At 59.2% G+C, this 17,818-nt stretch carries 17 protein-coding genes; 14 read left to right on the top strand and 3 right to left on the bottom strand.

The features are described from left to right. Window positions 1–98: 98 nt before the first annotated feature. On the bottom strand, window positions 99–1,496 hold the full coding sequence (locus BDD18_RS20405; RefSeq protein ID WP_420837343.1) for a D-serine ammonia-lyase: 1,398 nt from the start codon (window positions 1,494–1,496) through the stop codon (window positions 99–101). A gap of 62 nt (window positions 1,497–1,558) precedes the next feature. On the opposite strand from BDD18_RS20405, the gene BDD18_RS20400 reads away from it, so the two are divergent. The 5 genes from BDD18_RS20400 (at window position 1,559) to BDD18_RS20380 (ending at window position 7,373) form a co-directional block, all read left to right on the top strand. Beyond that, window positions 1,559–2,533, top strand: coding sequence for a LysR family transcriptional regulator (locus tag BDD18_RS20400; protein WP_142085532.1), 975 nt, complete (start codon window positions 1,559–1,561; stop codon window positions 2,531–2,533). Window positions 2,534–2,817: 284 nt separating this feature from the next. Next, window positions 2,818–3,792 carry an IS5 family transposase gene (locus tag BDD18_RS20395; protein ID WP_125958922.1) on the top strand — a complete coding sequence of 325 codons (975 nt, stop codon included), beginning with the start codon at window positions 2,818–2,820 and terminating at the stop codon, window positions 3,790–3,792. Window positions 3,793–4,297: 505 nt separating this feature from the next. Continuing rightward, on the top strand, window positions 4,298–5,230 hold the full coding sequence (locus BDD18_RS20390; protein ID WP_142082744.1) for an IS5-like element ISAav2 family transposase: 933 nt from the start codon (window positions 4,298–4,300) through the stop codon (window positions 5,228–5,230). Window positions 5,231–5,271: 41 nt separating this feature from the next. Further along, a complete protein-coding gene (locus BDD18_RS20385) occupies window positions 5,272–6,495 on the top strand; it encodes a hypothetical protein (protein WP_142085530.1) in 1,224 nt (407 codons plus the stop codon). Then, the gene (locus tag BDD18_RS20380) at window positions 6,495–7,373 is read left to right on the top strand and encodes a hypothetical protein (RefSeq protein ID WP_142085528.1); all 879 of its coding nucleotides are present in this window, start codon (window positions 6,495–6,497) and stop codon (window positions 7,371–7,373) included. The genes BDD18_RS20385 and BDD18_RS20380 overlap by 1 nt, the downstream gene beginning before the upstream one ends. 457 nt (window positions 7,374–7,830) lie before the next feature. Here BDD18_RS20380 and BDD18_RS20370 read toward each other — a convergent pair whose 3' ends face one another. Further along, window positions 7,831–8,703 (bottom strand): creatininase family protein, encoded by an 873-nt coding sequence (locus tag BDD18_RS20370; RefSeq protein ID WP_142085524.1) that lies wholly within the window; start codon window positions 8,701–8,703, stop codon window positions 7,831–7,833. Between the two features lie 421 nt (window positions 8,704–9,124). Here BDD18_RS20370 and BDD18_RS20365 point away from each other — a divergent pair, with 421 nt between their 5' ends. From BDD18_RS20365 to BDD18_RS20335, 7 genes are read left to right on the top strand one after another with little or no spacing between them, the layout of a single operon-like run. Next, window positions 9,125–9,871 (top strand): TrmB family transcriptional regulator, encoded by a 747-nt coding sequence (locus BDD18_RS20365; RefSeq protein ID WP_244939179.1) that lies wholly within the window; start codon window positions 9,125–9,127, stop codon window positions 9,869–9,871. 22 nt (window positions 9,872–9,893) lie between these two features. After that, on the top strand, window positions 9,894–10,655 hold the full coding sequence (locus tag BDD18_RS20360; RefSeq protein ID WP_211360848.1) for an ABC transporter permease: 762 nt from the start codon (window positions 9,894–9,896) through the stop codon (window positions 10,653–10,655). 31 nt (window positions 10,656–10,686) lie between these two features. Further along, on the top strand, window positions 10,687–11,481 hold the full coding sequence (locus BDD18_RS20355; protein WP_142085518.1) for an ABC transporter ATP-binding protein: 795 nt from the start codon (window positions 10,687–10,689) through the stop codon (window positions 11,479–11,481). Beyond that, the gene (locus BDD18_RS20350; RefSeq protein WP_142085516.1) at window positions 11,478–12,515 is read left to right on the top strand and encodes an ABC transporter substrate-binding protein; all 1,038 of its coding nucleotides are present in this window, start codon (window positions 11,478–11,480) and stop codon (window positions 12,513–12,515) included. The genes BDD18_RS20355 and BDD18_RS20350 overlap by 4 nt, the downstream gene beginning before the upstream one ends. Window positions 12,516–12,541: 26 nt before the next feature. After that, window positions 12,542–13,162 (top strand): nitrile hydratase subunit alpha, encoded by a 621-nt coding sequence (locus BDD18_RS20345; RefSeq protein ID WP_142085514.1) that lies wholly within the window; start codon window positions 12,542–12,544, stop codon window positions 13,160–13,162. A gap of 3 nt (window positions 13,163–13,165) precedes the next feature. Next, window positions 13,166–13,783, top strand: coding sequence for a nitrile hydratase subunit beta (gene nthB / locus BDD18_RS20340; protein ID WP_142085512.1), 618 nt, complete (start codon window positions 13,166–13,168; stop codon window positions 13,781–13,783). Between the two features lie 4 nt (window positions 13,784–13,787). Continuing rightward, window positions 13,788–15,203 carry an amidase gene (locus BDD18_RS20335; protein ID WP_170207436.1) on the top strand — a complete coding sequence of 472 codons (1,416 nt, stop codon included), beginning with the start codon at window positions 13,788–13,790 and terminating at the stop codon, window positions 15,201–15,203. 78 nt (window positions 15,204–15,281) lie between these two features. Here the strand turns inward: BDD18_RS20335 and BDD18_RS20330 are convergent, their stop codons facing one another. After that, window positions 15,282–16,451: an IS4 family transposase gene (locus BDD18_RS20330; protein ID WP_142085508.1), complete on the bottom strand. Its 1,170-nt coding sequence runs from the start codon at window positions 16,449–16,451 to the stop codon at window positions 15,282–15,284. 244 nt (window positions 16,452–16,695) lie between these two features. On the opposite strand from BDD18_RS20330, the gene BDD18_RS20325 reads away from it, so the two are divergent. Both BDD18_RS20325 and BDD18_RS20320 read left to right on the top strand, forming a co-directional pair. After that, a complete protein-coding gene (locus BDD18_RS20325) occupies window positions 16,696–17,064 on the top strand; it encodes an HU family DNA-binding protein (protein ID WP_276491249.1) in 369 nt (122 codons plus the stop codon). Window positions 17,065–17,212: 148 nt separating this feature from the next. Further along, window positions 17,213–17,683, top strand: a complete 471-nt coding sequence (locus BDD18_RS20320) for a helix-turn-helix domain-containing protein (protein ID WP_244939169.1) — start codon at window positions 17,213–17,215, stop codon at window positions 17,681–17,683. Window positions 17,684–17,818 lie beyond the last annotated feature (135 nt).

Raw genomic sequence — 17,818 nt, 5'->3', positions numbered from 1 at the left:
CCGCTATCGCGGCCTTGCTCAAATGATGGAAAGCTCGGGTCATGGTCTCATCCTCCTGGTTGAAAAATGGTGTGCGCAAACGTCTTTGGAAACACAGTTCAAGCAGCATTCGGCCCAACGGCGAGTGATTTGCTTGCGAGTTGCTGGCCTTGAGCGAACAAGCGCTCGAACTCATCGATTGGCATCAATGCGCCGCCCGTGGTCCATACGATGTGATTGGCAGTGGACATGAATGGCTCCAGTCCGTTGGCCTGCAGATACTGCTGCCCCGCTTCGGTACTCAGCAAGGCACGAGGACCGCTCACCGCTGCGGCAGCCGAAGGTTCAACCTTCAAACCAGCGATGCTCTTCAATTGCCACAAGTCCACCAACATGCTTTCATCGGCAGCAACAACCATGCCTGCCAGACGCGTGCGCATCAACGGATAGACCAACTCGGAGGCTTGCGGCACAGCCAGCCCATCGGCAATGGTCTTGTTGTGCTGCCCTGCGTCGTAGATGCTGATGCCCTCCTCATCAGGATGCTGCAGGCGCACCAGAAAACAGGATGAGTCTTCTGGTTCCACGAAGAAGCAATGCACATGCTCACCGAACACATGCTTGAGGCCATAACAGACTCCGCCGGGCGCACCACCCACGCCGCAAGGGATGTAGACGAACAGTGGATGCTCCTCATCCACTCGTACATTCAGATCGACTAATTGACGCTGAAGACGCAGCGCCGCAACCGCGTATCCGCAGAACAGCGAGATCGACTTTTCGTCGTCGACAAAATGCGCAAACATATTGCCGCTTGCCTTCGCGCGGCCAATGGCAACCGCCTGCCCGTAGTCGCCCGGATACTCATGCACCATCACACCATGGCTGCGCAGCAAGCGCTTCTTCCACTCCTTGGCCTCCGCTGACATATGCACGCAGGCCTTGAAGCCCAGCGCCGCCGACATGATCCCGATGCTCATGCCGAGATTGCCGGTCGATCCCACAGCCACTTCATAACGCGCAAAACAGTCTCTTGCCATGCTCGACGCTAACACCTCGTAGCCATCGCCGTCCTTGAGCAGTCCATGCTTGAGAGCAACGCCTTCGGCGAACTCCAGTACCTCATGAAAACCACCGCGGGCTTTTACCGATCCAGCGACCGCGAGCTGGTGGTCTGCCTTCACCCAGAAATGGCCGTAGCTGCCCGCGCCCTTGGCCACCACATCGGCGGGCAAGGTCACCACAGGGGACTCGACGATACCGTTGCTTTTCTCCAGCTCGGGGAACAATTTTTCCAGCAAAGGCGCAAAACGGGCGAGCCGCTGCTCAGCGGCAAGCACATCATTGATAGTAATATTTACATCAATCACACCTACCGCTTTTCCACCATGCTCCGGATTGATCCAGAGCTTGGCTGACTGACTCGACCCATCACACAAATATCCCAACATCAGTAATTTCCCCTGGGAACTGAGCGCACTTGGCGCTGGCTTGCGCGAAATTGCTTGTTGGTCCATTTTGTTGACGACCACCAATAAGTGGCAAGTCAATAGTGTCAATCTTATTATTAGTTTTGCTAATGAAAAATTCACTCTCCCCTTCTTTGCTCACTTGGCTGCGGTGCTTTGACGCAGTTTCCAGAAACGGCAGCTTCACCATCGCAGCGAATGAACTTCATGTGACACAGGGATCTATCAGTCAGCAGGTCAAGAAGCTGGAGGAATATCTGGGCGTGACGCTGCTGCATCGCGGGGGGAAGACCTTCTCGCTCACACGCGAAGGCGCGCGTCTGTCACTGGTTTCCGGGCAGGCATTTCAATCACTCAATCAGGCCGTGGACAAACTACGGCAAACCCATATGCGCAAGGATGCACCGCTCAATCTGAGCTGCTCGCCATCGTTCGCCATGTTGTGGCTGACACCGCGCGTGGGTGATCTGCTGCGCGAGCAGGAAGGCATGTCGGTGCGCATTTACGGTGAGTTCCACAGCCTCGATCGCGTCGGCATGAGTGTGAGCGGCATACAAGTAGGCATCCGCTTCGACCCAGGTCACTACTCGGATCTGCATGCGGATCGCTTTTTGAGCGAATGGCTGGTTCCCGTCGCCTCACCGGACTTCCTCAAGCGCCATCCTGAGATCCGCAGCATGCACGACATCCCCACCAACACTATGCTGCACGACTCCAGTGCATGGCACAACGCCCCACCCACCGTGGAATGGGATACATGGCTGGAAGGCATGGGAGAAACGCCCCCCAAACACAACGGCGTGCATTTCAACCTGTCCCAACTCGCTATCGTCGCCGCACTGAGCGGCCAGGGCATCGCCATGGGACGCATCGCCCTGGTCTACGACGAACTCGTCAGCGGGCGGCTGGTGGTCCCCGTTCCGTTCGCCGTGCCATCCAAGGGACACTATCACTTAATCTTCAAAAACGAACTCATGGGCACCAACGCACATCTGCGTGATTGGCTGTACGATGCTGGAAAACGGTTCGAATTGGACCGGGATGATTTGCTCAATCAATTTGGTATCACGAAGCTTTCGTTGTGAATACTTTTTTTCTCTGTCTTGACTGGCAATATCGGCGTAAAACACTACAAACTTTTGCCCAGTTGTCGATTGAGGTTGCCCCCGAAAAGGGGCGTTCTTAGCCTTGTTGAAAATACCGATGAGGAGCTCAGAGATGAGCGACAAGCAGGTGCGTACAAAGTACACGCGGGAGTTCAAGCTGGAGGTCGTTCGGGTCAGGCGATTGCGGCAGTGGCAGTGGCAGTGGCAGTTAAGGCAACGCTGATTAAGGTCCACCGTTGAGGGGGGTCAAACGTTATCCGCAGATGAAGCAGCAGACCCTGGCAATGGCCGCAGATCAAGACAACGGATTCGAGCATTCGCGCAAGCCCACCCGACGCGAAGAGTTCTTGCGGACCATGCAGACAATAGTGCCATGGGCCGCTCTGTGTCAGGTGATAGAGCCGCACTACCCCAAGGCAGGCAACGGCCGCCCGCCCATTGGCCTTGAGCGCATGCTGCGCATCCATTTCCTGCAGCACTGGTTCAACCTGGCCGATCTGGCGTGCGAGGAGGCTCTGTATGACAGTGCCAGTCTGCGCCGCTTTGCGGGCATTGACCTGGGTCGTGAACGGGTGCCCGATGCCACCACGCTGCTGAAGTTTCGCAAACTGCTCCATGAGCACAAACTGGGCGAAGCCCTGTTTGCCAAGGTAGGCCAGCAATTGCAGGAGCGCGGCTTCAAGGTCAATACCGGCACCATCGTGGATGCCACGATCATCGCAGCGCCCAGCTCCACCAAGAACGCCGACAAGGCGCGCGACCCCGATATGCACCAGACACGCAAAGGCCAGCAATGGTATTTCGGCATGAAGCTGCACATTGGCGTGGACAGCCAAAGCGGGCTGGCGCACAGCGCCGTGGTGACGGCGGCCAACGTGCATGACAAACACCCTCTGCCCAATCTGCTGCATGGCAATGAGCGGCGCGTGTACGGCGACTCGGCCTATGCCAGCCAGAAAACACTGATAGCGAGCAAAGCCCCCAGGGCCAAGGACTTCACCAACCAGCGCACCCGCCGTGCGGGCGAGGTGGACGAAGTTCAGCGGGCCAAGAACCGCAACAAGTCACGGGTGCGCGCTCGGGTCGAGCATGTCTTTGCGGTGGTAAAGCGCCTGTGGGGATTCACCAAGGTGCGCTATCGCGGGCTGCAAAAGAACGCCACGCGTGCGTTCACGGCCTTGGCGCTGGCCAACATCTACCTCGCCCGAGGGCGCCTGCAGGGACAGGTGCGCCCGTAAGGGTCCGAAGGGGGCTCAAAGGCTCCCGAAACAGGCCCTGTGGGGCAAAGCACAGTATCTTTGCGGGCCATTTGGCATTCAAATGGCTGTGCGATGGATATGACGTTACTTGTTCAGCATTGCCTTAAGGTTGAAACCAGACGGGAGTGTCAGAATTTCTGTGTGCGAGGCGGTTTCAGAAATTGTCTGCTGCGTAAATTCTATTTTTTTGATTCAGGCCCCTGCCAGGCCGCCGGAGGCCCCCCCGGTTGAGGCCGGGACCCAAGGTTCAACCCCAGTCATTTTGTGCCCCCATGGGTGGGCAGTGTGAATCGGTCTTCGTACAGCCCCCGATGGCCACCCAAATTCCCCCGCCTATGGCCACCTCAAACTCCCCCACCTGAACTAATCGGGGATAGGGGTTAAACGCCGGCGCCGTCGGCACCTGTTGGCAGGACATTGATCCGGTCTTCCTCGAGGGGCGTTGTTGCACAAATGCCGGTCGCAGCTGATGTAGGCTCGGGAGATGAGAGAGACGAGCTGGGGTCGGGTTAAGTACCGCACAACGAACTGGAAGGCTTACAACGCAGCGTTGAAGGCGCGAGGTGAGCTGACCATTTGGCTCGATAGGGATATGCAGTGGCTAGCTCAGCCCACGGGCAAGCGTGGTCGTTGCCAAAAATTCTCAGATGCGGCCATTCAGTTTTGCCTGACCATCAAGTGCTTGTTTGGCCAGCCCTTGCGCCAGACACTGGGCCTGGTTGAGTCGCTATTGGGTATGGCAGGCCTGGATTGGCCAGTGCCCGACTACAGCACGGTCTGTCGCAGGCAAAAGAGCTTGGATGTGCAGGTGCGCTACCGTGCAAGTGACAAAGGCTTGCACATGCTGGCCGACTCCACGGGCATCAAGTTCTTGGGCGAAGGTGAGTGGAAAACCAAAAAGCACGGCGCACAGCGGCGCCGCCAGTGGCGCAAGGTGCATCTGGGTATTGATGCCCAGACACTGCAGATTCGGGCCATCGCAGTAACAACCAATGAAGTGGGCGACTCGCCCATGGCAGCAGACCTGCTAGGTCAAATTCCAAGCAATGAAGAGATAGCTAGCTTTACCGGTGATGGGGCGTACGACACGCAGGATGTACATAAGGCGTGCTACCTGCGGGGAGCCATTCCAATCATCCCGCCGCGCAAAGGAGCGAAGCTGCGCAAAGGGCTGGCATTTGCTCACCGCAATGAAGCGGTCAAGGCGTGTAGGCAGTTGGGGCGGGCTATCTGGAAACGCTGGAGCGGCTACCACCGAAGGTCACTGGTGGAGACCAAGATGAATTGCTTCAAGCGCCTGGGCGAGAAGGTCATGGCCAGGACGTTTGAGCGCCAGGTGACCGAGCTGCACATCCGAGCTTCAATCCTCAATCAATTTACCGATCTGGGCACGCCCCAGACGGTCGCTGCTGCGTAAATCTATTTGGGATTGGGGATGCCTTGGCCTATGGCCGATTTATGCAACAAAGCCTTGCACACCTGCAATCTCGCACCTTGGGTAAGAGGCTCACCGCTCCACTCTTCGCATACGAGGATGCCGATATCGCCCCAGACATGGAAGCGATGATCGTCCGTGCACTTCGGCTCGCAACGGGAGTACCAACGCTTACCTTGAGGGATTTGAGAGCCTCTGCTGTCACACACGGTGTGGCGCCTCTGCCCGAAATGCTGACAGCTTTGACGACTGGAAAATGGCTCGAACCACCGGCATACACAGCAAATCAGCTGCACGAGAAGAGCCGCGCGATGGCTCTGGCGGTGCGCCGCGCCAGGCACTCCACCACATTTGCGACGACACAGCAGTATTACGACGCTGGAGCCTCCGTTCGGCTGTCTCTGCGCTTGCGGCAGACCGAGGCCCGCCTGGATATCAGTTCGAGGTTCATGGCATTCGTGACAGGAAGAACTGTGCAGACTTTCGACGTGGCACGTCATCGCGAACATGCGCCAGTCACTGATCACCGCGCTAGCTGGAATTTTCTACGGACCCAGATCGAGCCGCTGTGGTCATCCATTCCGGAGCCTGAGCTAGCACCAAAGATGCCTGAGCTGACCGTCGAGTCTCCGCGCACTCGCGCGGCATCGCTGGCGTGGGCCACTCTGTGGCACTGGTACGGGCTCAGCGCTCGCGAAACTCAAGTGCTCACCGGAGCGGACAACGACGATGTTCGAGCTTCGCTCCGCGCTGTCGCGGCTGGATTGGGCCGCCCACTTCATCCGGATCCTGCTAGTCAGCATAGCAATCGACGCCCCACCCTGCTCTCCTCGGATCGCGCCGTGCTTTGTTGGCAAAAGCTCCAAGAGCTCCGACAAAACAAGGGCGGCGACTTGGCCTTGATCATCAATCACTTCAACGATCGCGGGTTCGGCCAGTTCACGTCTTCAGCGTCATCGCTTCTGGCCGCGGAATTGCTCGCCAGGTGCTTGCCCGACAGCTGGAAAGTGTTCATCGCTGCGCCCGCAAACCTGGACTTGCAGCAGCGCAACGCTCTGCGGTCCCAGCTCAATGCAACGGGAGTTGGCTTAGTTCTCCGTGTCTCTGCTTCCCCAAATCGGTGGGGCGTTCACGTCCAACCAGCAACGACTGCCGCAGTGTCTCCCCGAACAGTGGGGGAGATCAGCCGATATGTTTTTCGCGCCGCAGCGATCGCCACTTTTCTGCCAACTGAAAGGAGCAAATGATGAATCCGAAAATTGATTACGTAAAAAAAGAGATCGCTGCCGGGCGATTTCAGATCGGTGCACTGGTCAAAGGCGCCAGCCCAAGTGCTCTTTGGGTACCAGTCATTGATCTTCCCTCTCACATTGATCGTCTTTCTCGTCGGGTCAGCTTGATCATGAGGGAGCAACGCGTGGTTGATTACCTTCCCTGCGTGTCGGCTGATCTGCAGCAACTAGCCGTTCTTTATGTTCTGCCGCAACAGCCTGATGTACTGTCAAGAGCTTCCGCCAAGGCCAAGGGGGCGGACCTGCTCTCGGGGCTACGCAAACTTGCTGATCAGGAGTTGGTCGACGCAAGCAAACGCGTTAGCAACGTACTTGAGGCCTTCAAGGCGGGAAGAGGGCCCAGCATCAATGAGATTAGCCAGGAACTAGAGCGTGCACAAAACCCGGACATGGCTGAGCAAATGCTGCGCCAAGGGCGCTCGCCTGAGATGTCAATGGAAACGCAGGAGGCTGTAATTGCCATCGGCGGATTTGCGGAACACGTCCCTCAAGAGGTTCTGGTTTCCGATCAGACTATCGTCGAATTCGTGCCGACCCGTGGGGTCGACGAGAAGGATGGAAAGGTCCGTGGCGAAATATTTGCCTGGAAGGACGCGCCGGGGTTTGTCTCAGGGGCAGAAGAAGCCACGTTCTGCCTGAACACCTCTGACGATATGCGCGCTATCAAGGCGCTAGAGATGGCGCAACTCCATCATCGAACAGTCAGGTGCGAAGTCCAAGTCGAACGCAAGCTGGCGTCGGGCCGCTCGATGCTCACCATCACTGGCATTCTGAACATCAAGGAGCTGGTTCAACCTTCCGAGGATTTTCAGCAGTTGCTCTTTGGTGAGTAGGCTGATGATCAGGTCACAATCGTTGGCCGACCGCTCACCTCGCCCCGTGCCATGGGAGAACGCCTGCTTGGCTGCATGACTTGATGTGCGCGGAAACAAGGCAAGGTCAGTATTTTTTCAGATTTGCGATAGCGCTAATTTTTTGAGCTCCTCTCATTTTTCGCTTATGGTGAAACCTCAAGCTTCGAGATGTATATTGGCTCCGATGAATTGCACTTGATTTGCAAGCGTTTGCAGGTCCGTATCCGAAAGGCAGCGATGTGTCTGCGGGCACGAAGTCATCGAGGTGGCGCATGGTGAACAGGCTCTCGGTGAAGGTGTCGGCTCCGCGCATGGATGGCTCGTCTGTCTGGTCGATTGGGTTGCCTCTTATTGTCCTGGCAGGGCGTCAGTTGGAGAGCGACTGCAGGGAGTATTTCAGCAGCCTGCTAGAGGCCAAAACCGCCCAAAACTCTCATCATTCGGCCAGGCCCCCGGGGCCCTCCACCAGGGTGGTCAGCGGCAGATCGTGCAGTTCCTGCAGTAGCCGCACCAGTTGCTGCGCGGCGGCGTCCACCACCGCGCGGCCCTTGTCGGCCGTGGCGGCGGCCGCATTGCCCACTGCGCCATCGACGTGGTAGTCCTGCATCTGCCAGCCCAGCTTGGCGCTTTTGCCGTTGCCCAGGATGGCGTAGCGCTCGGCGCGGTCCTGCGAGGTGGAGCGAAAGTCGCGCGCGTGCTCCATGTGCACCGTGTCGGGCGCCAGGTGCAGCATCATCGAGGTCTCGATTTCGCCCGCGTGGATGCCAAAGCGGTGCTCCTCGGCGCTGAACTGGCCGGCCACCGCATCGGGCAGCGGCAGGCTGAACCAGCTGGCGCTGTACACCAGCAGGCCGCAGCGCGTGCGCAATTCGCGCGCCACGACGTCCATCACGCTGACCTGGCCGCCATGGCCGTTGAACAGCAACAGCTTTTTCACCCCGGCGCGCGCCACGCATTCGCCCATCTCGGTCCACAGCGCGATCACCGTGGCGGGCGACAGCGTGAGCGTGCCGGGAAAGCGGATGTGCTCGGGGCTCAGGCCCACGTTCTGCGGCGGCAGGAACAGCACGGGCAGATCAGCGGGCAGCAGCGGCAGGGCGGCGTCGATCACGCCCTGCAGCAGCGTGGCATCCACCGACAGCGGCAGGTGCGGCCCATGCTGCTCCACCGCTCCCACAGGCAACACAGCCACCGTCGCGGCCGCCAGTCCATTCGTTTGCGCCAACGCAAAGTCCCGCGCAGAAACCTGCGACCAAAAACGAGAGGGCCAGTGCCGCGTGGGCTGCACTGCGTCAATTTGTGTGTCCATCTCCGCATCTTATCGGCGCTTCCGACCCGGTGGCGCTCAGCGCATAACGGATTGCGGTACGCGATCACCTCGGCCACACACCACATCGCCTGACCGCACCACTGGATAGCACCACCGGCTTCAAATCAGTGCATGCAAAGCACCCCGCTCGAAGCGAATGCTGCGTGTCCTTGGTGCGTCAACATGCGCAATGCACCAACAAAGTGTTGGTCGGAAAAGTCCGACCACCAAACCACACTCAAAAAACAAGATCCGAAAACAGAATATCAATAAGTGATTGATATTTAAAAGAGATATTTGACACACCAATAGCCAAAAGCCGCAAGCTCTCTGGAACCTACTGGCATGAAACCTGCATAGATGGAAATAACCGACCACGGCAAATCGACCGTGCGGTCATCACAAGAGGGAGGGGTTGGCAGTGATCGAATCAAACTTAGAGCGCATCGGCCTCACGGGCAATGTTGGCAAGGTCTATCTCGCCTGTGTCGCGCTCGGACCTGTACCTATCTCCCGAGTGATCGGCCACACCGCCTTACCCAAGGCCACGGTATATGACGCCATCGAACGCTTGCACGGCGATGGTTTGGTCCACGTCTCCAGCGAGCTGCGCAACCGCGTGGTGTCCGCGATCGACCCTTCTGTCCTCCTTGAGCAGCATGAGAGCCGCCGCCAGCGACTGAATGAAACGCTGCCACTGCTCAAGGCACTGTTTCATCGCGCGCAGGGCAAACCAAACATCCGGTTCTATGAAGGCTCCGAAGGGATCGAAACCGCACTCTGGGACTCCCTGTCCGGTGACAGCGCGGAGTTGCTGTCGTGCTTCTCGATGGAGGAGCTTTCGGTCCACCCCGGCATGGATCGCATACATGACTACCTGACTGAGCGTGTCCAGCGCAACAAGCTGTTGAAAGTAGTCCGCACCCAATCCAAGGATCTTTATCAGGTCTGGCCCTCCAGCCATCGAGAGCTGCGCGAGGTGCGGTACACGCCCCCAGACATGGTGCTGGCCATGACATTTGTGATTTACGGCAACTCGGTGGCGCTCTTGTCATCGAGCAAAGAGTGCTACGGCATGGTCATTGACAGCGAAGAGTACGCCAGCCTGATGCGCGCGATGTTTGCCGGCATATGGCAGATGTGCGAACCCACGCCCTATGTCGACTGAATTTGTATCCAGAGGAGAACCCATGATTTCCAAAACCAAAGTACGCAATGTGATCGGCTTGGCCGCCGCGGTCGGCCTGTGGCAATTGATGGCCAAAGGAGGCTTTGTCAACGACTTCATGCTGCCTTCGCCGGCGGAGGCTGTGCAAGCTTTGATCGAGCTGGCCTCCGACGGCAGCTTATGGGAACACTTGATTGAAAGCCTCAAACGCGTAGGCATGGGCTACCTGATTGCCGCTTGCGTAGGCCTGCCTCTGGGCTTTGTGTGTGGGGTATGGAAGCCCGCGGCAGACCTGGTGCGCCCAGTGATTGAAGCGCTGCGCCCTATCCCTCCGCTGGCATGGGTGCCTATCGCCATCCTGTGGTTTGGTCTTGGCGATGCCTCGGCTTACTTCCTGGTGTTTTTGGGATGTGTGTTCCCCATGTTTTTCGGCGCCTACACCGCCGTGCGTTCCCTGGATATGAACCTGGTCAACGCTGCCAAGTGCCTCGGCGCGAGCCGCTGGATGCTGATGCGCGATGTATTCATTCCGGCTTCGCTGCCCATCGTGATGCCCAACCTGCGCTTGGCACTGGGCTGGGGCTGGATGTGTGTGGTGACGGCAGAGCTGATCGCCGCACAAAGTGGTCTGGGCTATCTGATCCAGCAATCACGCCAAGTTTTCCAGATCCAGAACGTGGTCGCCGGCATGGCCACCATCGGCATGGTGGGCTATTTGATGTCTGCCTCGCTGGAACGCCTGGAGCGCCGCATCAACGCTTGGGCGCCCTCAGAGCGTCATTGAGCTGATTGTGATTCCCACCGGAGCCCCCTTTATGAAGCAACCCGACATCCATATCGATATCTCCAACCTGTCCAAGGTCTATCAATCCGCACGCGGCGACGTAGTGGCCTTGCAGGATGTAAACCTGCAGATCCGCCGGGGTGAATTCATCTCGCTGCTCGGCCCCTCGGGCTGCGGTAAATCCACACTGCTGAACATCATCTCCGGCTTCCAAAAGCCAAGCTCAGGCGTGCTGCTGCAAAACGGCCGCGAAATCACGGGTCCCGATGCGTCGCGCACCGTGGTGTTCCAGGACTACGCCTTGTTTGGCTGGATGACGCTGCAAGAAAACGTGGAGTTCGGGCTGAAGGCGAATGGCATGCCCAAAGCCGAGCGTGCCGACATTGCGCGCGGGCTGCTAGAGAAAGTGCGCCTGTCCGGCTTTGAAAACAAGCTGCCCCACGAAATCTCCGGCGGTATGAAGCAACGCTGCTCCATTGCACGTGCCTTGGCACCCGACCCCGAGATTCTCTTGATGGATGAGCCCTTCGGAGCTCTCGACGCTCAAACGCGCGTGATGCTGCAAGAAGAGATTGCACGCCTGTCACACGAGGCCGGCAAGACCGTGGTGTTCGTCACGCACGGTATCGACGAAGCCGTATTCCTTGCCGACCGCGTGGTGGTCATGAGTCCCCGCCCAGGCCGCGTGCGCCAAGAAGTCGATGTGACCTTGGCACGCCCCCGCACTTCCGAGGTGCGCGCAGATCCATGGTTCGTATCCACAGTCAATGAACTGTGGGAAACATTGAAGCCCGAGTGGCAGAAAGAAGAAGAGGAAAAAGCATGATCAGCCGTCGTCAATTTGGTGCCATGGGCGTTGCCGCCAGCGGTGCACTGGCCTTCCCGATGATTGCCCGCGCCCAGAGCACGGACACCCTGCGCATCAGCTGGACCAACACCGTCGCCGTGGGTGCCCAGATGGTTCACACGCTCAAAAACACCGACATCGCGGAGCGCAATGGCCTTAAGCTGGACCTGATCCAACTGAGCAACACGCCTGCGATCAGCGAATCCGTGGTCAGCGGCGCTTCGGATATCGGGATCGTTTCTGACTTCGGCGCCGTGACGCTGATGGCGGCCGGCGTTCCCGTGGTGCCATTTGCACACCAGTGCACTTTCCGCTCGGCCATCATGGTCACCAAGAATTCGGGCATCAAGTCGATGGCCGAACTCAAGGGTAAAAAGATCTACGGCCTGTTCGGCATCACTGCATACCAAAACGCCCAAGAAGCGGTGCGCAAGGCGGGCCTGCAAGTGGGCAAAGACGTGCAGTTCGTGAACATTGCCACGACCGAGCTGTCAGATGCCGTGCGCGCGCAAAAGATCGAAGCATTCTTCATCTGGGACCCATGGGTGGCCAACTTCGAACACGCGGGCATGGCCCATGTGCTTTCGCACAACCTCTCTCCCGCCATGATTGCGCAAGCTAAGACCAGCACCCTCGACAAAAACCCTGAGGCCATCAAACGCTTCTTGCGTGCACAGTCGCAAGCACTGTTCTTTGCGGCCAACAACCATGAACTCACCAACGGCTGGTTCCGCTCGCTCGAGCCTGCCAAAAACATTCCACTGGAAGTGATTGAGGCCGCTTCGAGCTTCGACCCGCACTGGAGCGCCAAGAAGCTGAGCGCCATCAAGGCGGCACTTAGCCCCAAGGCGCTGGAGAACATGGACAAGATGGGCGAATGGGGTGTGGCAGAAAAGTTGCTTCCACGTGCCCCCAAGGCCAGCCAATTGGCACGTGTCGATCTGGCCGCCGCCGTCGACAAGGAATTGGCAACGTCGAACTTCGACTGGAAATCGGTAAAGGTGCGCGGCTGATCGCGCCATAAAAAAGGAGAACCACCATGCAACACCAAGCGTCTATCGAAAACCGGGTTGATGCCTTGTTCGTATTAACCAAAGACCTCGGGCTGGTCGATGACCACACCATCTCCGATTACGAAGATTTGGTGATGCACCAGTGGCTCCCCGACAACGGGGCCAAACTAGTCGCGAAGGCATGGACTGATCCGGCCTTTAAACCCCAACTGCTGGCCGATGGCCGCGCAGCTGCGGAATCGCTCGGGTTTGGTTTCCCCAAACACCACAAACATTTGGTAGTGCTGGAAAACACCTCGGAGCTGCACAACATCATCTGCTGCTCACTGTGCTCCTGCACGGCCTACACCATCATCGGCATGGCGCCCGATTGGTACAAGAACCTGGAATACCGCGCCCGCATCGTGCGCGAAGCACGCACCGTGTTAGGCGAGATGGGTCTGAAGTTGCCCGAGTCCATGCGCCTGAAAGTGTGGGACACCACCGCCGACACCCGCTACATGGTGCTGCCCGCACGCCCTGAAGGCACGGACGGTTGGAGCGAGGAGCAACTGGCGACCTTGGTCACGCAAGACTGCCTGATTGGCGCCGCCCGCTTGGAGGCCCCATTCGCCCCCGCCATCACCACTGCTTCGGAAGGAGTTTGAGCCATGGACGGTATGCATGACCTCGGTGGCACCCAAGGCTTTGGGCCCGTCATCAAAAGCCCGGATGCCAAGTCGTTTCATCAAGCTTGGGAAATCAAGATCAATGCCATCTCAGGCGCACTGGTGGGCAAAGGCGTCTACAACATGGACGAATACCGCCACGGCATTGAACGCATGGAGCCGCTGCACTATGTGAACGCCTCGTACTTCGAGCGCGTATTCACCACCGCTGCCACCTTGTGCGTGGAAAAAAGCCTGATCACCGCGGAGCAACTCGAAGCAGAAGCTGGTGCCCCAGTCAAACTCTCGCGCCCAGCCGCACCCGGCCGCCTGCCGGAAGCCAGCGAAGGTTTTTCCATTGGCCAGCGCGTGCGGGTGAAGAACGAATTTGTGGCTGGTCATACCCGCATGCCTGCTTACATCCGGGGCAAGCAAGGCGTGGTGGTCGGTATCTCGCCCGCCTACCCCTACCCCGACGCGGCAGGCCATGGCGATCTGCGCTTCTTTGAGCCGACCTACGACGTATGCTTTGACTCGCAAGAGCTGTGGCCCAACGGCAGCGAAGCGGCCGACGTGCACGTGGGCGTGTTCCAGAGTTATCTGCTGGCAGAAAAGGATTGACACCATGGCATCCCACGCGTTCTCACCGCTGCACAGCAGCGTGCAAGATTTACTGGACGGTTATGCCGCTGGCACGCTGCAGCCCTCCACTGTGGTCGATGCCTATCTTGCGCGCATGGCGCAGTTGGATGACCAATATGGCGCCTACATCTGCACCGATGCGGAATGTGCCCGTGCCGCCGCAAAGTTGGCCGATGCACGCTGGCGCGATGGCACTGCACGTGCGTTGGAAGGCGTGCCATTGGCCGTCAAAGATTTGATGGATGTGGCAGGCCTGCCCACGCGTTTGGGTTCGCTCACCACCTCCAGCGATATGGTGGATAGCTCCGCCACCGTGGTGCAAAAGTTGGAGGCGGCTGGCGCCATCGTGCTGGGCAAGACCCATACCGAAGAGTTCGCTTACGGCAGCTGGGGCATCAACGAAAGCATGGGCACGCCGCTCAACCCATGGTCGCGTACGCAAGCGCTGGTTCCCGGGGGCTCCAGCAGCGGCTCGGCCGTGGCCGTGGCAGCGGGTTTGGCGCCGTGGGCACTCGGCACGGACACCGGTGGCTCCGTGCGTGGCCCCGCCGCATGGCAGGCGCTGGTGGGCTACAAGCCCACCCCGGGCCGCATTAGCGTGCACGGCGTGGCGCCCTTGTGCCCTTCGCTCGATTGCGTGGGCATTCTGTGCCGCACTTTGGGCGACGCTGTGCTGTTTGCCCGCACTGCACAAGGCGAAGATGAAGCCGACCCCAGCACCTGGACCACACCGTGGGACGATGTGGGCGCGCAGTTGCACGCTGGCGTGCAGGGCCTGCGCCTGGCCGTATTGACCGATGCGGACCGCACCGGTATCGATGCCGATGTGCTGGCCGCTTACGACCATGTGTTGCAAGGCCTGCAAGCCCAAGGTGCCACGCTGGTGCCGCTGACGCTGCCCTTCACCTTGGCCATGCTGGCGGTGCCCAGCAACGCCCCGGTGATGGGGGCGGAGTCCTACGCCGTGCGCGGTGCCTTGGCGGAAGACCCGCAATCGCTGGTGAGCGCGCCGGTGCGCAAACGTCTGCTGGCCGGTCGCATGACCGCTACCGAGTACGTGCACCGCCGCCTGACCAGCGAAGCCATGCTGCAAGCCGTGCGCCGCGCCATGGCGGGCTGCGATGCGCTGGTGATGCCCACCATGCCGTTCGCCCCACCCGCCGTCGCCGAGGTCGACACCAATGTGGCCTCGACCGTGCTCACCCGCTTTGTGAACCAGCTGGGCTGGTGCGGCGTGGCCGTGCCCAGCGGCTTTAGCGCCGACGTGCGGCCGCTATCGGTGCAGAGCGTGGCCCCTGCGCATGCAGATGCCATGGCGTTTCGCGTGGCGCAGGCTATTACGGCATGCGTGCCCACGCAGTCAGACACCGTGCCGGATCTGGCGGCGGTGGCCGCATAGAGCGCCACCTCTCACAAGGAAAAATAAAACCATAGCTGCGTACGTAGTAAATCTAAAGATCTTCGCAGTAGTGTCCGGTTAAATGTCGAACAAAATCAATTGGTTAGCGGCGCTCGGTGGTTCTGTTTGGGGCCGATCTGGCCGCAAGGTGCATGAAATCTCAGTTTTCTCGAAGACCGAGACAGACAGGATCTGTAGACATGTGTAGAGCGAGGCATTCAGGTGAAGCTCCTTCTTGACGATGGCGATGAGCACGTAGGTGGCCACGGCGCACCAGATCTGCGTCTTCACCGCGTTCTCGCTGGTGCCCAGGAAACGCTTGATGCGCAGGTGCTGCTTGATCCACTTGAAGAACAGTTCGACCTGCCAGCGGCTCTGGTACAGCGCGGCAATCGTCAGCGCTGGCAAGGCCGTGTTGTTGGTCAGGAACACCAGTGTCTTGCCCGATTCGGGGTCCTTGAATCGAATGCGCCTCAGATGTTCCGGATAGGCCTTGGCCGAGTAGAAGCCACCCAGCATCACGCGCTGGTCGCAGATCACGCCGGTATCGCGCTGCGTCGCAGACGAATACACGCGCCTGGCATCCATGCCCCGCCTGGCGCGCGTGACGAAGAAGGCGCCGGCCTGATGCATTGCGTACAGCCGCGCGATATCCACATAGCCGCGATCCATCACGTAGAAGGCCCCAGCCTCCACCGGCAGGATGTCCAGCAGGTTGACATCGTGCAGCTTGCCATCGCTGATGTGGATGAAGGCGGGAATGGCGCCGCGCAAGTCCAGCAGCGTGTGTAGCTTGACGGCCGCCTTGGTGGATCGAAACGGTGCCCAGTCGAACAGGCTCAAGCACAGATCGATGGTGGTGGAGTCCAGTGCATAGACGCTGGCGTCCAGTTCGAGCACCGAGGGCTCTTGGCTGTACAGCGCTCTGGCTCGCACGATCAGCCGCTGTGCCAGTGCGTGGTAGATGCGCCAGTCGCGCAGGTTCAGCGCGTCGGCCAGTGTCGAACGCGCGGGCGGCGCCTTCATCCCCATGTGAAACAGCTTGGTTTGATTGGCGGCCAGGCAGGCCTCGATGTCGCGCAGCGACTCGCGCCATGTCAGTTGCGCGAAGGCCATGATGCGAAACAAGTCGGCGCAACCGAGCGTGCGCACGCCCGCATCGCCCTGGTGGCGCTCGATGATGCGCCCGAAGGTCTTCCATGGCACGTACTCCATTACCTGCGCGAACAGCGTCTTGCCCACGTTCATGCGTCACTCCGGGTCGGTCAAACCCGCAAGCATCGCAAATCGGCTGATCGAAATTCAAATCGTGGACACCCATGAATCGCTTAAAACCCGCTTCAGCACTGGCTTCGCGGTCGGCTGACCTCAAATAAACCGGACACTACTGTGGGGCCATGAACAAGTAACAGAAGTTCTCCCCCGAGGTCCGCGAGCGTGCCGTTCGCATGGTGCAGGAGCACCGAGCCGATTGCCTGTCGCTTTGACGGTCATGGGAGCGTGCATCGGCTATAAATCGTGCTTCACTAACTTGCATCAGCCACCTAACATGAACCGCGCCCAACTCGTCGAAATCCTTGCTTCCAAGAGCGAATTGTCCAAGACGGCCGCCAACGCTGTCCTCGAAACCCTGATCGAGACCGTCCAGACCGCCGTGAAAAAAGGCGATGCGGTGCAGCTGGTGGGCTTTGGCACCTTCAAGGCCGTCAAGCGGGCCGCTCGTACCGGCAAGAACCCCGCCACCGGCGCAGCACTGAAGATCCCCGCCTCCACCGTGCCCAAGTTCGTGCCTGGTGCCAAGTTCAAGGCCGTGGTCGATCCCAAGGCCGCCAAACGCAAGGCGGAGAAAGCCAGCAAGTAAGCCGCTACGCCCCCATCCAACCCACCGCCCCAAGTGCTGCAGCCGTCGGGCGGTTTTTTGTTGGCGCCTGCTACGCTTGCGCTACTGACAAAACCGAGTTGAATCCATTACAACTTTTTCCGACGTCTTCCGCTCCGAAGTCCTGCGCATGGCACGCAAGGAAATCAAAGGTGAACTGGGCACCTTGCGCAAAACGGTCACTGCACAGCGCTCCGAGATCGCCGCACTCAAACGCGATCTCAAGGCGCTGACCTCCCAGGTGCATGCCCTGACAAAGGCACAGGAGAAAGCTGCAACCATCGTTGTGCGCCAGCAGGCTGCTCTAGGACAGTCCAATGCGCTCTCTGACAGCCAGCAAGCGACGTCAGGGGCCCAGGAATCCGAAGGGGGCAAAGTGCGGGGTGGACGCCAATTCACCTTCAGCCATGAAGCCTTGATTGCCAAGAGGCAGGCACTTCACATGACCCAGAAAGAGATGGCCCGGCTGCTCGGCGTCTCGATGGTGAGTGTCTACAATTGGGAGACGGGTGAGGTGACGCCCCGCGCTGCGCAACTGGAGCGGGTGCGCGAGGTGCTCAAGATGGGCGTGCGCGCTGCGCGCAAGCAGATTGCGGATTAGGCTTCCGACAAGGGCATAGATATGGTTCGAATATCCCGAGGGATTTTTCGTGTAACCCGAGAACCAGCGCATACCGCGTCGCCTGGCGATCGGTTTCCCGCCTTGCAAGTTCACATCCTCCGCAATGCCAACTGA

The organism is Acidovorax temperans (assembly GCF_006716905.1).
Taxonomy (GTDB): Bacteria; Pseudomonadota; Gammaproteobacteria; order Burkholderiales; family Burkholderiaceae_C; genus Acidovorax; species Acidovorax temperans.
This window is presented reverse-complemented; position numbering and strand designations above follow the sequence as displayed.

What these genes read in the sequence shown, in the direction of transcription:
- BDD18_RS20405 (WP_420837343.1), bottom strand. Translation starts at nt 1,496, where the DNA reads ATGGACCAACAAGCAATTTCGCGCAAGCCAGCGCCAAGTGCGCTCAGT.
- BDD18_RS20400 (WP_142085532.1), top strand. Translation starts at nt 1,559, where the DNA reads ATGAAAAATTCACTCTCCCCTTCTTTGCTCACTTGGCTGCGGTGCTTT.
- BDD18_RS20395 (WP_125958922.1), top strand. Translation starts at nt 2,818, where the DNA reads ATGAAGCAGCAGACCCTGGCAATGGCCGCAGATCAAGACAACGGATTC.
- BDD18_RS20390 (WP_142082744.1), top strand. Translation starts at nt 4,298, where the DNA reads ATGAGAGAGACGAGCTGGGGTCGGGTTAAGTACCGCACAACGAACTGG.
- BDD18_RS20385 (WP_142085530.1), top strand. Translation starts at nt 5,272, where the DNA reads ATGCAACAAAGCCTTGCACACCTGCAATCTCGCACCTTGGGTAAGAGG.
- BDD18_RS20380 (WP_142085528.1), top strand. Translation starts at nt 6,495, where the DNA reads ATGAATCCGAAAATTGATTACGTAAAAAAAGAGATCGCTGCCGGGCGA.
- BDD18_RS20370 (WP_142085524.1), bottom strand. Translation starts at nt 8,703, where the DNA reads ATGGACACACAAATTGACGCAGTGCAGCCCACGCGGCACTGGCCCTCT.
- BDD18_RS20360 (WP_211360848.1), top strand. Translation starts at nt 9,894, where the DNA reads ATGATTTCCAAAACCAAAGTACGCAATGTGATCGGCTTGGCCGCCGCG.
- BDD18_RS20355 (WP_142085518.1), top strand. Translation starts at nt 10,687, where the DNA reads ATGAAGCAACCCGACATCCATATCGATATCTCCAACCTGTCCAAGGTC.
- BDD18_RS20350 (WP_142085516.1), top strand. Translation starts at nt 11,478, where the DNA reads ATGATCAGCCGTCGTCAATTTGGTGCCATGGGCGTTGCCGCCAGCGGT.
- BDD18_RS20345 (WP_142085514.1), top strand. Translation starts at nt 12,542, where the DNA reads ATGCAACACCAAGCGTCTATCGAAAACCGGGTTGATGCCTTGTTCGTA.
- nthB (WP_142085512.1), top strand. Translation starts at nt 13,166, where the DNA reads ATGGACGGTATGCATGACCTCGGTGGCACCCAAGGCTTTGGGCCCGTC.
- BDD18_RS20335 (WP_170207436.1), top strand. Translation starts at nt 13,788, where the DNA reads ATGGCATCCCACGCGTTCTCACCGCTGCACAGCAGCGTGCAAGATTTA.
- BDD18_RS20330 (WP_142085508.1), bottom strand. Translation starts at nt 16,451, where the DNA reads ATGAACGTGGGCAAGACGCTGTTCGCGCAGGTAATGGAGTACGTGCCA.
- BDD18_RS20325 (WP_276491249.1), top strand. Translation starts at nt 16,696, where the DNA reads ATGGGAGCGTGCATCGGCTATAAATCGTGCTTCACTAACTTGCATCAG.
- BDD18_RS20320 (WP_244939169.1), top strand. Translation starts at nt 17,213, where the DNA reads ATGGCACGCAAGGAAATCAAAGGTGAACTGGGCACCTTGCGCAAAACG.